Consider the following 15,196-nt stretch of genomic DNA (forward strand, 5'->3'; position numbering starts at 1 on the left):
CCCGCTTTCTTGATGGAAGCGGGGCTTGATCGTCTGGCAAAGCGCCCACGACTGATCGTAGGCGCAAGAGGAAACGGGTGTACTTATCGATTTTTCGGTTGCACGACGGGTAACGGCTTATAAAGGCTGATTTGTGATTTGCGACGAGAGACACCGATCAACAACATCGCGCCGGCGACCACTGCGGTCATTAGCGTTTCATAGCGGTAGGTAGGGCTGATCAACATGTAGCCCAACACGACACTGATGAGTGCAATGACAAACCAGGTAAGCCAAGGGAATAACCACATTTTGAAGGAAAGTACTTCGCCTTCTTTTTCAAGAATCGCTCGCATACGCAGTTGTGAGACAGCGATCACCAGATACACCAGCAGTGCAATCGCTCCAGTCGTAGACAACAGGAAACTGAAGACCTTGCCGGGAAACGCATAGTTGACGAAACATCCAACGAAGCCGGCCAGCGTGGAGAGAATTACCGCGACAGTCGGAACGCCATTGCTGGAAATATGGCGAGTGATGGGGTGTGCTTCACCACGTGCGCCAAGCGAGTAGAGCATGCGAGATGCAGTGTACAGCCCTGAATTCATGCAACTGGTCACAGCAACCAAAACCACGATGTCGACCATCATCTTGGCGCCAGGAACATTCAGGATTTCCAGCGCTCGCTGGAAGGAGCCAACCTGCAGCAGACGCGGGTCATTCCAGGCAACCAGCGAAACAATGAAGAAAATCGAAAAAATGTAGAAAATGGCGATGCGATAGACGACGAGGTTCGTGGCCTTGCGAATCTTTTCTTTTGGATTTGAGGTTTCATCTGCCGCGATAGTGACAATTTCCGCACCGAAGAACGAGAAAATAGTCACCAGTACGCCGCCAAGAACGGCGCCAAAGCCATTTGGCATAAAGCCGCCGTTACCGAGAAGCTGGCCAACGCCAGACACTTCAGCCAACGGCCAGTACCCCGATACACCCAGTGCGCATACGACGATGAAAGCAAGAATCGCGATAACTTTGACCAAGGCAAACCAGTATTCAAATTCACCAAAGTTCTTGACGCTTATCAGGTTGGTACAAGAAAGCGTGATCATGATCAGAAACGCAAACAGCCATGACGGAACAGAAGGAATCCAGGCGTGAAGAATATCGGCACCTGCGATGGCCTCGACGGGAATGATGAGCACCCAGAACCACCAGTAAAGCCATCCGATGGTGAACCCGGCCCATGGGCCTATCGCTTTGCCTGCATAGGTCGAGAACGAGCCACTGTCAGGATTGGCGATGGCCATTTCGCCGAGCATTCGCATCACCAATAGAACCAGGAGGCCGGCTATGCCATAGGAGATCAGAATTGCCGGCCCTGCTGTTGCGATGGCGTTGGAGGACCCTATAAACAACCCGGCCCCAATGATTCCTGCAATCGAAATCATCGAGACCTGACGTGACGTCAAACCATGCTTGAGTGAGTGATGCTCGTTATTTTGAAGCGAAGCCATGATCTACCCTCGATCGGCACGTTACCTTGCACCCGAATACGGCAGCGGTCCCGGGAAAAAAAGCAACGGAATTAGAATAAGCTTTATTGTTAGCTCAGTTGTTAGGCTGTTAGTTGCTTATGTGCTGCCATTGTTTGTTCCTTGTCATTGATTTCGGGTGGCAGCGAAAAATTAATGAACTTTTCTTGTTTTATGGAATAGGGCTTGAAGTGCACCGGCCTGCAACCGGGTTCGTTGAGCCCGGTTGTGTTTGTCATCAGTCGAAAACGATGCCCTGAGCCAGCGGCAGTTCGCGGGAGTAGTTCACGGTATTGGTTTGACGACGCATGTAGGCTTTCCACGAGTCAGAACCAGACTCACGACCGCCACCGGTTTCTTTCTCGCCACCGAAGGCACCGCCGATCTCGGCACCACTGGTACCAATGTTGACGTTGGCGATGCCGCAGTCACTGCCCGAAGCGCTTTGGAAGGTTTCAGCTTCACGGATGTCCGTGGTGAAGATGCAAGAAGAGAGGCCTTGCGGTACTTCATTATTCAGGCGCAGTGCTTCCTCGAACTCGTCGTAGGTCAGCACGTAGAGAATTGGAGCAAATGTCTCGTGTCGCACGACTTCGCTTTGACCTGGCATTTCAACGATGGCAGGTGTGACGTAGTAGGCGTTCGGATACTTGTCTTGCAGCTGACGCTCACCGCCGAAAACCTGACCACCCTCATCACGAGCTTTGGTCAAGGCATCCTGCATTGCGCAGTAGGCCAGTTTGTCTACCAGCGGACCGACCAGGTTGTCCTGGCGTGGATCACCGATTCGGACCTTGGCATAAGCTGCCTTGACCCGTGCGACAACTTCGTCTTTTACCGAACGGTGAACAATCAGACGACGCAGGGTGGTGCAACGCTGACCAGCAGTACCGACTGCGGAAAACAGAATGCCACGAACAGCCAGGTCCAGGTCAGCGCTTGGCGTCAGGATCATGGCGTTGTTGCCTCCCAGCTCGAGGATGCTGCGGCCAAAACGCGAAGCAACGCGTGGACCTACTTCGCGACCCATGCGAGTGCTGCCTGTAGCACTGATCAGTGGTACGCGCGAATCATCGACGAGCGCTTCACCAGCATCGCGATCACCGATGATCAACTGAGCGATACCCTCTGGAGCGTCACCGAAAGTGGCCAGTGCTTTTTCAAGCAGCGCCTGACAAGCCAATGCCGTCAACGGGGTCTTTTCCGAGGGTTTCCACAGCACAGCGTTACCGCATACCAGTGCAAGCGTCGTGTTCCACGCCCATACGGCAACAGGGAAGTTGAAGGCGCTGATTACGCCAACGACGCCCAAAGGCTGCCAGGTTTCACGCATGTGGTGACCCGGGCGTTCGGAGGCAATCGTCAAACCATAGAGCTGGCGGGACAGACCTACTGCGAAGTCGCAGATGTCGATCATTTCCTGAACTTCACCCAAACCTTCCTGGGTGATCTTGCCGGCCTCGATGGAAACCAGTTCGCCCAATTGCGCCTTATGCTCGCGCAACACTTCGCCGAGGATTCTGACCAACTCACCACGGCGTGGTGCAGGTACGCTACGCCACTTCAAAAAAGCACTATGGGCACTTTCAATGCGCGTCAAAACTTGCTCTTTCCCTTCCAGAGTGACGGAAGCGATTTGGCTGCCATCAATGGGAGTGTGAACGGGATAGTTTCCGTTCGTAAATGCAGTTTCTGCCACGCCCAAATGTTTAAGCAGGTCGGCAACCATTTTTAATCTCCTACATCTGATACTGGTTGAAATCGTTGATGTAGGTCAGTATTAATCTGTAAACCCCATCCTCACAAACGACGTTTTAGAAGCACATGATTCCGATTTGGAATGAATTGCAGCAACCTCACCATCAGGTAGACACAAATGTCCAAGCGTTTGATGCCTTCAACCACTGCCTTGCAGTGCTTTGAAGCCGCGGCCCGCCACCTCAGCTTCACCCGAGCAGCGCAGGAGCTGCACCTGACGCAGAGCGCTGTCAGCAAGCAGGTGGCTCAGCTTGAGGAGATGCTTTGCCACAATCTTTTTCAGCGAGTTCGTCGACGTTTACATCTCACCCCAGCCGGCGCCCTCTACCTCACAGAGGTCAACAAGATCCTTACCCAGGTCGATATCTCGAGCCGATACATATTGACTTACGGGGGGGAAACCGAGGTCCTGACTGTCGCAACCCAGCCGACGTTCGGGGCCCGGTGGCTCATCCCCAATTTAAGGGGGTTCAGCAGTCAGCACCGCAATATCCACCTCGACATACGAAACGAACTCGAGCCGTTTGATCTGCTGAGGGCCAAGGCAGACGTAGCGTTCTTCTTTGGCCAAGGCACCTGGCCAGGGGCGACCTGCATTGAGCTTTTCACCGAAGAAGTCGTTCCTGTGTGCTCGCCTGACATCATGGTCAAACACGTTTTCGAGAGCGCCGAGGCGCTCACGGAGCACATGCTGCTCCAGTGCACCTCTCGTCCCGAAGCCTGGCACGAATGGTTTCTGGAGCAAAATCTGCACTCCCAGAATAGCTATCACGGCCCGCGCTTCGACACGTTCTACATGTGTATCAGAGCGGCGCAGGCCGGATGCGGCATCGCGCTCATTCCGCGATATCTGGTTGCCGAGGAGCTGGCCGAGGGCAAGCTGGTCATTCCTTGGGATCACCCCATGGCAAGCGAAGGTGCGCACTTTATCGCCCACGCCGAGCATTCCGCGGAGGTCCCGAAAGTCAAGGCGTTCGTCGAGTGGATCATGAAGCAGGTCAACGGCGCTCAGCGGAGAAAACACTAAACAACCAGAATTATTGGAATGACACTGAGATTTTATTTCGCTTGCGGCGGGTCGGCATTCCTCGTTTAGATATAAATAACATCGATCTCAGCAGGCTATTACAATGTCTTTGCATGTATGCCCCAATACCCGGAAAAATGTGAAAAAACCGGATCTCATTTCTTTCTTCCAGGGAGGGGTATGAGCATGAGTCGTGAAAATATCAGTAGTTCGATTTCCATTGTTCATCCTATTACTTTGTCTCACGGCAAGAATGCCGAGGTATGGGACTTGGACGGTAAGCGGTATATCGATTTTGTCGGCGGCATTGGTGTGTTGAATCTGGGACACTGCAATGAAAGAGTCGTTGAAGCGATCCAGCATCAGGCCGCCAAACTCACGCATTACGCCTTCAACGCTGCCCCACACGATCCGTATGTCAGGTTCATGGATCAGCTGGAAAAATTCATCCCGGTCAGCTACCCGCTCAGCGGCATGCTCACCAACAGTGGCGCAGAAGCCGCTGAAAACGCGCTGAAAATTGTCAGGGGCGTAACAGGCAAAACGGCGGTGATCGCATTCGATGGCGGTTTTCACGGTCGGACCCTCGCGACACTGAACCTTAACGGGAAGGTTGCCCCTTACAAGCAGCGTGTGGGCGTTCTTCCTGGCCCGGTATTTCACCTTCCATACCCAAGTAAAGATACCGGGGTTACGACTCAACAAGCGTTAAAGGCAATGGACCGGTTGTTCAGCGTCGAGATCGACGTGAGTGACGTGGCGTGCTTCATCTTCGAGCCTGTTCAAGGCGAGGGAGGGTTCCTGGCCATGGAGCCGGAATTCGCTCAGGCACTTCGAAGACTTTGCGATGAAAAGGGAATTCTGATCGTCATTGACGAAATTCAGTCGGGCTTTGGACGCACAGGTCAGCGCTTTGCTTTCTCTCGACTGGGTATAGAGCCTGACTTGCTCCTGTTGGGCAAAAGTATCGCCGGCGGTATACCCCTGGGGGCCGTTGTCGGTCGAAAAATGCTGATGGATACCTTGCCTAAGGGAGGCCTTGGCGGCACCTATTCAGGTAACCCCATTGCTTGTGCTGCCGGCCTCGCCACTCTGGCGCAGATGACTGACGAGAATCTGTCGACCTGGGGTGAAATGCAGGAAAAAGCCATTGTCGGTCGCTACCGCTCATGGCAGGCCAAGAAGGTATCTCCCTACCTTGGGCGGATGACCGGCATAGGCGCAATGCGTGGGTTTGAACTGGTTACGCCTCAGGGCGAGCCTGCTACTGCGCAGCTGGCAGAGCTTCTTGTATTGGCCAGAAAGGCGGGGCTGCTGCTCATGCCAAGCGGCAAGGCACGTCACATCATTCGATTGCTTGCACCACTGACGACTGAACCCGAAGTATTAAACGAAGGCCTCGATATCCTCGAAAGCTGCCTCGCTGGAATTCGTTAAGCCATGATCGCCCGGATTGCTGCTCCAGTAGAGCTCACGGAGCTTTACCGAGCCATGCCGAGTGCCGAGCAAAATTTATTTCAAATCTCGCCATTGTGCGAATCAGCCAATCAGTTGCTGTGGAGAATATTCGGAATGAACGCTGCAAGTTTCGCGAACCGTGACGAAATCCGGGCTAGTTTTTCCCGTGCCATGTCGGACATGTATAAAGCTGAAGTCCCGCTTTATGGGACATTGATGGAGTTGGTATCGGAGACGAACGACATTGTCATGACCAGCTCGCCCAAGATCGCGGAAAGCCTGAAGAGCACGGATGAGCTGCAGCGACTCGAAATGGAGCGACATGGCGCCATTCGTGTCGGTACCGCCACTGAATTGGCCACCCTGAGCCGCTTGTTCGCAGTGATGGGCATGGAGCCGGTGGGTTATTATGATTTGACGCCCGCGGGCGTTCCAGTTCACTCCACGGCATTCCGGGCCGTTCACGAGGCATCCCTGCAGGTCAGCCCATTCCGTGTGTTTACCTCGCTATTGCGTCTGGAGCTGATCGAGAACGAGGAGCTTCGTACCTTTGCCAGTTCGGTCCTGGCAAAACGAAACATTTTTACCTCTCGCGTCATCGAGCTTATCGAACAGTCTGAGCGTGAAGGTGGGCTGAGCGCTGCCGACGCCGATGAGTTCGTCCAACAAGCACTGGAAACCTTCCGTTGGCACAACACTGCGACGGTCACCCTGGATGAATACAAGCAACTTAATGCGCAGCACCGATTGATCGCAGATGTGGTTGCGTTCAAGGGGCCTCACATTAATCACCTGACTCCCCGCACCCTCGACATTGATATCGTTCAAGCCGCAATGCCCAGGAAGGGTATTACCCCCAAAGCAGTGGTCGAAGGGCCCCCGCGCCGTGAGTGCCCGATTCTCCTGCGCCAGACCAGCTTCAAGGCCCTGGATGAAAAGATCACCTTCCTCGGCCAGCCTGCCAACGAATCCGGCAGCCATTCGGCGCGCTTTGGTGAAATCGAGCAACGTGGCGCGGCGCTCACGCCCAAGGGCCGCGAGCTTTATGATGAGCTTTTGAATGCTGCTCGAAGCGAGTTGGGCGAGTTTCCAAACGAATCCAACGCTGCGCGGTATGTTGAAATTCTTGAGAAAACCTTCAAGGCATTCCCTGACAGTTACGAGGAAATGCGCATAAAAGGTTTGGCTTATTTCAAGTATTTCCCAAGCCGAACGGGTGTCGCTGCACGCAACAGTGAACGCCTGCTCGAGGGCCTTGAACAACTCATTCATACTGGCCAGGTGAGCTTTGAGCCCCTTGTTTATGAGGACTTTCTGCCGGTCAGCGCTGCCGGGATCTTCCAGTCAAACCTCGGTGACGACTCCCAGTCCCACTATGCAATCAGCTCGAACCAGGAAGATTTTCACACGGCACTCGGCCGCGAGACGATCAACGAATTGAAGCTGTACGCCGATACCCAACACCGTTCGTTGCTCGATTGCTCGAACATACTGCGCATTCCATCTCTGGCGTGATGCCAGCCTCCACTACCCATGGGCCTCCATGGGTAGTGTCCTGCCGCTTGCCGGCTGCCCCTCAGTTCCCACACGTTCGCGAATTTACCCTCAAGCCCTTTAGCCTTGGCGCCGGGGAGTTTGCGCCGGACCGTCCTGGAAACCATAAAAAAGGGCCGTAAAACGGCCCAAGAGGGTAATAATCGACGGTGCTCCGCATCCCTGTGCCGGATTCGATCAGCGCGCGCCAGAGGCTACAGAATGACTCGCAGGCACTGCCCTGCATGGTAAAGGTTGAAGCCTGTTTCATAGGCCAGCGCGCGTACACCGGCGGTTTTCAGCTCCGCTGTGGGCGCAAAGGGAACAGGCAGCGCGCGCGTATCACCTTTCGCCAGAAAATCGGCGAACGCCTTCCCCATGACAGTGCCAGTAGTGTTGCCCCGGCCGTTGTAGCCGTTCGCAGCGATAATTCCCGGAGCGGGCTCAAACAACTTGACCAGGTGATCCGGGGTGAAATCGATGCAACCTGTCCAGTGCATCTGCCATTCAACCTTGCCCAGCTGTGGGAAGTAGTGGCCCTGGATTCGATCCGCCCAGCTACGGATGAACCAGTCAGGCTTGTTGCTCATCTTGCCCATGCTTCCCAGGATGAGGCGACCTTGGTCGTCGCGACGAATGCTGCTCAACACCAGGCGTGTATCCCACGAGCCCTGGCCATACTTCAAAATCTCATTGGCAGCATCCGAGGTCAGGGGGGCCGAAGCGACGTTGTAGTAATAGCCTTTGAAGTAGTTCTGTTTGATGCCGGCCCATTCACCTTCGGTATATGCACCAGTGGAAACCACGACCTTCTCGGCCACGACTGATCCGCCGGCAGTAGCAACGGCCCAGCCAGCGCCATTGCGCTGGACAGTTTGAACGGGCGATTGCTGGAAAATCTGACCGCCGGAGTTGATGACGGCTTGCGCAAGCCCGACGGTATAGGCCATGGGATTGATGGTCCCGGCGCGGCGATCGAGCAGTGCTGTAGGAATCTTGTCGGTACCGCAATAATCACGGCACTTCGCCCCGGTCAGTAGTTCAACATCAGCGCCACGACGCTTCCACTGGTCATGTCGAGATTCGATATCCCTTGCGCCCGCGGCGTTGTGGGCCATGTGGAGAGTACCGTCGTTGCGGGCCTGGCAGTCGATACCGTATTTGTTGATCAGCGCAAAGACAGTCGCCGGAGCGCGGCCCATGACCGTATTGAATCTCTCTCCGATCCCGGCCCCCAGGGTTTTCTCCGCATCATCAGGCGGGATCCAGCTACCTGCGTTTACCAGTCCGACATTACGGCCCGAACCGCCTGTACCAATTGCTGCAGCCTCAATCAAAGCCACGGACATCCCTTGCTCCAGAAGGTGCAGGGCAGCGGAAAGGCCAGTGATACCTCCCCCGATAACGCACACGTCCACGTTAACCGTACCATTGAGCGTAATCGGGGAAACCTGACGAGTTGTGACATGTTCCCACAAACATTGTTCACGCAGCTGATCCATTTCGACCTCATACCGTCGGCATTGCCAATTCAACCGGATACATAATTTTAAATAATGACCTGCGTCATTCTTGATCCGATTCCTTGGTTTGGCCAAACGACGTTTCCTCTGAATATCATTCTATTTAGGCATAACCCTGACGATGTGCCCTTGTCTGCAGGTCATTCCAGAAGCGAATGAAGAGGCGACGTTTTGTCGTTTGTTACTTCATGAAGGCTGCGTAAAAATCCCGCAGGACAGGTCGGTAGTGGTTTTGCTGCTCGCAACAATGCCAATGACAAAGCTTGTCAGTGCCTCTGTCAGGCGCTGTTCGGACACCTCAACGTTGTTCCATAAAGACTGCCCGTAGAGCATTCCAATGACCGCATTGGTAATCAGGCAAATCTGACCGTCCAATCGGCCTTGCTCCCCATGGTCAGTGGCGATAATTGCGCTTAGTAGAGCGGCGTAGGCATCTTTCAGTTGGTTGGCCTGGTGCTTGTGTTCTTCGCTGAGGTTCACGAATTCGCGGGCAACCAGCGCCAGCCGATGCTTTTCGGTCAGTTGGAAGGCAACGAACGCATGAACAAAACGACGCAAGCGGTCAGCGTTGGTTTTGGCGCCTTTCATCCGGCGCTTGGTTTCGATCAACAGGTCCGATAGGGCTGACTCTATAAGCTCGAACAACAGGCACTGTTTGTTTTCGATGTGGTGATAGAGCGATCCGGCGTGCAGTCCCACATAGCCCGCCAGGTCGCGCAAGCCAATTGCCTGGTAGCCCCGGGTTGCAAAGAGCTCGGTCGCGGCATCAAGAAGGCGGTCACGGGCGCTGGATGTTGGGCTGGATGAAGCGCGGGCCGCAGGCATGAAGGAGTCCTGTGTTCTTTGATCGAGCCATTTGCCGAGCCGTTACCGTGCAAATTGGGTTTGACCAAATGTAAGACAACAGGCATCTTACGTAAAGACTAAATCGCGGAGGTGTTTATGGAAGGTCAGGCGGTCGTAATCGTAGGCGGTGCTTCGGGATTGGGGTTGGAAACGGCCAAGTTGATGCAGAAGCGTGGGGCCCGAAAAATCGGGATCATTGATCGCAATGAGCAGCTGATGGTCGAAGCGGCGGCGATATTGCGCGCTGATGGCTGCGAGATCGCCACGGCTGTGGGTGATATTTCTCGGCAGGCAAGCGCCCACGGTGCGTTTCAGAAAATCGTCGACGCATTCGGTCGAGTGGACTGCCTGGTCAATAGTGCGGCAATTTATCCGCGCAAGGATATTCTCGAGATCACCGACGAAGAATGGGATCTCGAAAATGCAGTCAACATCAAGGGGACCTACCATATGATGGTCGCTGCCGTGCGGCACATGCAGGCATTCGTCGCCGCACCTGCGGTGACCGGCCGTATTGTCAATGTCACCTCCGTGGATGCCTTCAAGGCCCACCCGCAAAACGCGCACTACGCGGCTACCAAGGCTGCGGTAGTGAGTCTGACCAAATCCTTCGCTCAGGCCTGTGCCAAGGATCAAATTCTGGTCAATTCGGTCGCGCCGGCCGGTTTTGCCACCGAGCGTGCCAAGCAACTGGGCTTTCTCGGCGAGCTGGCCGCAGCGAACCCTTTGGGGCGTGCAGCGGAGCCGGCAGAAATCGCCGAGTGGATCGTGATGATGGGCAGTAGCCGCAACAGCTATGCCACCGGCGAGAACGTGATTGTCAGCGGAGGCTATATCTATGCCTGATTCCACTTCGATTCCGGCCGGGTATCGTTGCGCGCTGGTAACCGGCGCTACCAGTGGCATCGGCAAGGCTATCGTCATGGCTTTGCGCGATGCAGGGTTGCAGGTAATCGCCGTGGGCCGCAGTCGCGAAGCCCTGGATGCTCTGCAGGCGGAGAAGGGTGTTATTGCGCTGCAAGCAGATGTGCGTCAGACCGAAGCTTTCGCTGAAATCCTGCGCCAATATCCGGTGGATGTGCTGGTGAACAACGCCGGTATTCTATCTACGCGGGCTGCATTCCAGGGCATGGATCCGGCTGAAATCGACAATATGTTCGATATCAATCTAAAGGCGCCGCTGCAACTGACGCGTCAGGTGTTGCCAGGCATGATCGAGCGCGGTCATGGTCATCTGTTTTTTCTCGGGTCCAGTGCCGGGCGAGCACCGCATCCGGGCGCAGCTGTCTATGGTGCGTCCAAGGCGGGCGTCAGTTTGTTTTGCGACGCGCTGCGCTGCGATCTGCTGGGTTCTGGAGTGCGAGTGACCGAGATTGCTCCGGGCCGGGTACAGACACAGCTCTACCGTACGGCCATGGGCATGGAGGCCGCTGGGAGTGAGCTCTACGACGGCTATGAGTCAATCATGCCTGAAGATATAGCCCAGCTGCTGCTGGCTGCCTTGCGCCTGCCGCAGCAAGTGGATGTCACGCGCCTTGAGGTGTTCCCCACGGCACAAGCGGTCGGCGGTTCACGCATGGTAAAAACCGGTATCTAGGTTTCAGGGGAGGGTATTGGCGCCATCGCCCTCCAATCGCTTGATGAAGTGACCAACGATGCAAAATGCAAGGGGTTACTTCTTGACTGCCTGTAAGACAACATATAACTTACATTAAAGGTGGCTTAATTGCCTCTTGCCATGAGCTCAAGAATTTCAGGGGATACGACGATGACTGCTACTTCATGCCGGGTCGGCGTGGACATAGGTGGAACCTTTACGGATATCGCGCTGGATGCAGGCGGTGTACTGCATTCGACCAAGATTCTTACTGACTATGAATTGCCTGAGCGTGCAATTCTCACCGGTGTCAGGAGTGTCGTCGAAGCCGCGGGGCTGAAGCTGTCCGACATCGATCAACTGATCCATGGCACAACATTGGCAACCAACGCCTTGATCGAACGGCGTGGCGCCAGGACGGCGTTCATTACGACCGAAGGTTTTCGCGACACGCTGGAAATGCGCACCGAGAATCGATTTGAACAATACGACATCAATATTGCGTTGCCGCCGCCGCTGATCGAGCGCGAGCACCGCTATACCTTGCGTGAGCGGCTGGATGTGCACGGTGAGGTGCTGATTGCGCCGCAAGGTTGCGAGATCGAGGTGCTGGTTGAGCGCATTGCTGCCGGCAACTACGAGAGCGTTGCGATCGGCTTGCTCCACAGCTACGTCAATGGTGCCCATGAGCGTCTGCTGCGCGATGCGTTGCAAGCTCGCCTGCCGAAGGTTCTGATCTCGATTTCCAGCGAAGTTTCACCGCAGATGCGCGAGTTCGAGCGCTTCAATACGGTCTGCGCCAATGCCTACGTCAAGCCGCTGATCAAGTCATACCTGGATCGCCTGGTGGTGACGCTCAAGGAGGCGGGTGCCGATTGCCCGGTGTTCATGATTCACTCAGGTGGCGGCATTATTTCCGTGCAGAGCGCTGCTGAATTCCCTGTGCGTCTGGTCGAGTCGGGCCCGGCGGGTGGCGCCATCTTCGCCGCGGATATTGCGCGTAAGTATTCCCTGGATTCGGTGGTTTCGTTCGACATGGGCGGAACCACGGCAAAGATCTGCCTGATCGAGAATCAGGTGCCTAAAACCGCCAAGACCTTCGAAGTAGCGCGTACCTATCGCTTCAAAAAGGGCAGTGGCATGCCCATTTCCATCCCTGTCGTGGAGATGGTTGAAATCGGTGCCGGTGGTGGTTCGATCGCAAGTATCGACAGCATGCGCCAGATTCGCGTCGGGCCGCACAGTGCCGCCTCTGAACCAGGGCCGGCCTGCTACGGCCGCGGTGGTCTGGAACCGACCATCACCGATGCCAACCTGCTGCTTGGGCGTCTGGATGCTGACAATTTCGCTGGCGGCGCCATGCGCCTGGTCACCGAAAATGCCGCTTCGGCCGTGGCTCGCGTCATTGGCGAACCGCTGAACATGGAGGCGCGCACTGCCGCTTACGGCATCTGCGAAGTGGTCGATGAAAACATGGCCAACGCCGGCCGTGTGCATGCAGTGGAGAGCGGCAAGGACATAGCCGATTACACCATGATCACCTTTGGCGGTGGCGGCCCGCTGCATGCGGCGCGCCTGTGCGAAAAGATGGGAGTGTCGCGTTTTCTGGTTCCGGCGGGTGCAGGTGTCGGGTCGGCCATTGGTTTCCTGCGGGCGCCGTTCGGTTACGAGGCCGTGCGCAGTGCATTCGTGCGCCTGTCCGGGTTCGACGCGGTGCAGGTCAATGCGCTGATCGAAGACATGAAAGCAGAGGCCATCGGCTTCCTCCGTCAGGGCATGCCCGAAGGTGAACCAGAGTTGGAATGCACTGCCTTCATGCGCTATGTCGGTCAGGGTTGGGAAATTCCGGTGAGTCTGCCATTCAAGCCGTTCACCAAGAGCGACATTGTCCAGTTCAAGGCTTTGTTCGAGGCAGCCTACACGATGTTTTTCGGGCGCCCGATCGAGGGGCCGGATGTCGAAATCGTCAGTTGGTCGGTCAAGGCCAGCTCCCCATTGATGGACGTCCAGCCGGTAGAGCAGATCAAGGCATCGCACCGTGCCCACGAAGTGTCCCGGCGTGAGGTGTTCGATGTGGTTGGCGGCGGCTTCGTCGATGCCGGCATCTATCAGCGTGAAGAATTGCAGCCGGGGGCACGGATCGACGGTCCGGCCATCATCGCAGAGCGCGAGACCTCGACTTTCGTGTCGTCCTCGTTCACCGCCACGGTCCAGCCCGACGGCTGCCTGCTGGTTGTTCGGCGCTAAGCCTCACTTGCATACAAGGCGATTACCCATGAGCGAAACATTGATCGATATCCAGATGCAGGTGATGTGGAATCGCCTGATCTCCGTGGTGGAAGAACAGGCCTTGACCCTGATCCGCACGGCATTCTCCACCAGCGTGCGCGAGGCGGGCGACCTCTCTGCAGGCGTATTCGACCGCGCCGGCAACATGCTGGCCCAGGCGGTTACCGGCACCCCCGGTCACGTCAATACCATGGCTGAGGCGGTGGTGCATTTCATCAACGACATCGGCCAGGACAACATCTTCGAAGGCGATGTGTATGTGACCAACGACCCGTGGAAGGGCACCGGCCATTTGCACGACATTACCATCGTCTCGCCGTCGTTCTACAAGGGTGAGTTGATTGGCTACTTCGCGAGCACCGCGCACGTGGTCGACATTGGTGGACGCGGCTTCGGCCCCGATGCCCGAGAGGTCTATGAAGAAGGGCTGTTCATCCCGGTTCTGAAGCTGTTCGAGCGCGGTAAGGTCAACCGGGACTTCATCAACATCCTGCGCAACAACGTGCGTGAGAATGATCGGGTTGTCGGCGACTTCTACGCCCTGGCGGCTTGCAACGAAACCGGGCACAAGCGCTTGTTGAGCATGTTGGACGAGTTTCGCCTCGACAATCTGGAGCACATCGGCGGCTTCATCCTCGAACACAGTCGTCGCGCCACTCTGGAATGCTTCAAGTCGCTGCCTCACGGCACGTACAAAAACAGCATGACGCTCGATGGCTATGATGTGCCGGTCACGCTGGCGGTGACGCTGACAGTCGGTCTGGATGGCATCCTCACCGACTTCACCGGTACTTCCGGCATGAGCCAGTTCGGTATCAACGTGCCCCTGGGCTACGCCAAGGCTTATGCCTGCTATGGCCTCAAGTGCATCGTTGCGCCGGAAATCCCGAACAACTCGGCCTCACTGGCGCCCTTCGAGGTCACCGCACCTGAAGGCTGCATCCTCAACGCCAAGCATCCGGCTCCGGTTTCGGTGCGCCATGTTCTGGGGCACTTCGTTCCGGATCTGGTCCTCGGTGCACTGCACAAATGCCTCCCGGGACAAGTTCCTGCCGAAGGTGCGAGCGCTCTGTGGAACCTGCACCTGAGCGTGCGCCCACTGGAGAGTAATCCAGAGGGGCGTAACGCCGAGATGTTGATGTTCAACAGTGGTGGCATGGGCGCGCGGGCGGCCAAGGATGGTTTGAGTGCGACGGCGTTCCCCAGCGGCGTACACACCATGCCGGTGGAAGCGACCGAGCACGCAGGCCCGGTGATTGTCTGGCGCAAGGAACTGCGTGAAGGCTCCGGTGGTGCCGGCCTGTTGCGTGGCGGTCTGGGGCAGGAAATCGAAGTGTCGGCCGCCAAGGGCTATTCCTTCCGTTTCAGCGCCATGTTCGACCGCATCCAGTATCCGGCGCGGGGCCTTGAGGGCGGCAAGGAAGGCGCCCAGGGGTATGTGGGGCTCGATGACGGAACGTTGCTGCGTGGTAAGGGCCAACAGTTCGTTCCTGCCGATCGCCGTCTGGTGCTCAGGCTGCCCGGTGGCGGCGGTTATGGTGACCCGGGTCAGCGCACTCGTGAGGATGTGGCCAGAGACCTGCGCTTCGGTTACATCAGCGCCGAGCAGGCACGCAACGATTATGGCTACGAGCCAGAGCAGGGGAGCTAAGCA

The 15,196-nt window shown here is 56.3% G+C and carries 11 protein-coding genes; 7 read left to right on the forward strand and 4 right to left on the reverse strand.

Features of this window, described 5'->3' with window-relative positions; translation table 11 throughout:
- Nucleotides 1–83: 83 nt before the first annotated feature.
- Nucleotides 84–1,493, reverse strand: coding sequence for an amino acid permease (locus NVV94_RS12245; protein WP_258447387.1), 1,410 nt, complete (start codon nucleotides 1,491–1,493; stop codon nucleotides 84–86).
- Between the two features lie 256 nt (nucleotides 1,494–1,749).
- Nucleotides 1,750–3,240, reverse strand: a complete 1,491-nt coding sequence (locus NVV94_RS12250) for an aldehyde dehydrogenase family protein (RefSeq protein ID WP_258447388.1) — start codon at nucleotides 3,238–3,240, stop codon at nucleotides 1,750–1,752.
- 147 nt (nucleotides 3,241–3,387) lie between these two features.
- Here NVV94_RS12250 and gcvA point away from each other — a divergent pair, with 147 nt between their 5' ends.
- The 3 genes from gcvA (at nucleotide 3,388) to NVV94_RS12265 (ending at nucleotide 7,269) form a co-directional block, all read left to right on the forward strand.
- Entirely contained in the window at nucleotides 3,388–4,296 is a 909-nt protein-coding gene (gene gcvA / locus NVV94_RS12255; protein ID WP_258447389.1) for a transcriptional regulator GcvA, read from the forward strand.
- Nucleotides 4,297–4,482: 186 nt separating this feature from the next.
- The gene (locus NVV94_RS12260; RefSeq protein ID WP_258447390.1) at nucleotides 4,483–5,733 is read left to right on the forward strand and encodes an aspartate aminotransferase family protein; all 1,251 of its coding nucleotides are present in this window, start codon (nucleotides 4,483–4,485) and stop codon (nucleotides 5,731–5,733) included.
- 135 nt (nucleotides 5,734–5,868) lie between these two features.
- On the forward strand, nucleotides 5,869–7,269 hold the full coding sequence (locus NVV94_RS12265; RefSeq protein WP_258447681.1) for a VOC family protein: 1,401 nt from the start codon (nucleotides 5,869–5,871) through the stop codon (nucleotides 7,267–7,269).
- Between the two features lie 233 nt (nucleotides 7,270–7,502).
- Here NVV94_RS12265 and NVV94_RS12270 read toward each other — a convergent pair whose 3' ends face one another.
- Nucleotides 7,503–8,789 (reverse strand): FAD-binding oxidoreductase, encoded by a 1,287-nt coding sequence (locus NVV94_RS12270; RefSeq protein WP_258447391.1) that lies wholly within the window; start codon nucleotides 8,787–8,789, stop codon nucleotides 7,503–7,505.
- Nucleotides 8,790–8,996: 207 nt separating this feature from the next.
- Nucleotides 8,997–9,635 (reverse strand): TetR/AcrR family transcriptional regulator, encoded by a 639-nt coding sequence (locus NVV94_RS12275; protein ID WP_258447392.1) that lies wholly within the window; start codon nucleotides 9,633–9,635, stop codon nucleotides 8,997–8,999.
- A 117-nt stretch (nucleotides 9,636–9,752) separates the two neighbouring features.
- On the opposite strand from NVV94_RS12275, the gene NVV94_RS12280 reads away from it, so the two are divergent.
- The 4 genes from NVV94_RS12280 to NVV94_RS12295 all read left to right on the forward strand — a co-directional run bounded on the left by NVV94_RS12280 (nucleotide 9,753) and on the right by NVV94_RS12295 (nucleotide 15,193).
- Complete coding sequence (locus tag NVV94_RS12280) at nucleotides 9,753–10,502, forward strand: SDR family NAD(P)-dependent oxidoreductase (RefSeq protein WP_258447393.1); 750 nt, start codon at nucleotides 9,753–9,755, stop codon at nucleotides 10,500–10,502.
- Entirely contained in the window at nucleotides 10,495–11,253 is a 759-nt protein-coding gene (locus tag NVV94_RS12285; RefSeq protein WP_258447394.1) for an SDR family oxidoreductase, read from the forward strand. Before NVV94_RS12280 ends, NVV94_RS12285 begins: the two co-directional genes overlap by 8 nt.
- A 171-nt stretch (nucleotides 11,254–11,424) precedes the next feature.
- The gene (locus tag NVV94_RS12290) at nucleotides 11,425–13,500 is read left to right on the forward strand and encodes a hydantoinase/oxoprolinase family protein (protein WP_258447395.1); all 2,076 of its coding nucleotides are present in this window, start codon (nucleotides 11,425–11,427) and stop codon (nucleotides 13,498–13,500) included.
- 28 nt (nucleotides 13,501–13,528) lie between these two features.
- A complete protein-coding gene (locus NVV94_RS12295) occupies nucleotides 13,529–15,193 on the forward strand; it encodes a hydantoinase B/oxoprolinase family protein (RefSeq protein ID WP_258447396.1) in 1,665 nt (554 codons plus the stop codon).
- Nucleotides 15,194–15,196: the final 3 nt, after the last annotated feature.

The sequence above is a fragment of the Pseudomonas sp. LS1212 genome (assembly GCF_024741815.1).
Taxonomy (GTDB): domain Bacteria; phylum Pseudomonadota; class Gammaproteobacteria; order Pseudomonadales; family Pseudomonadaceae; genus Aquipseudomonas.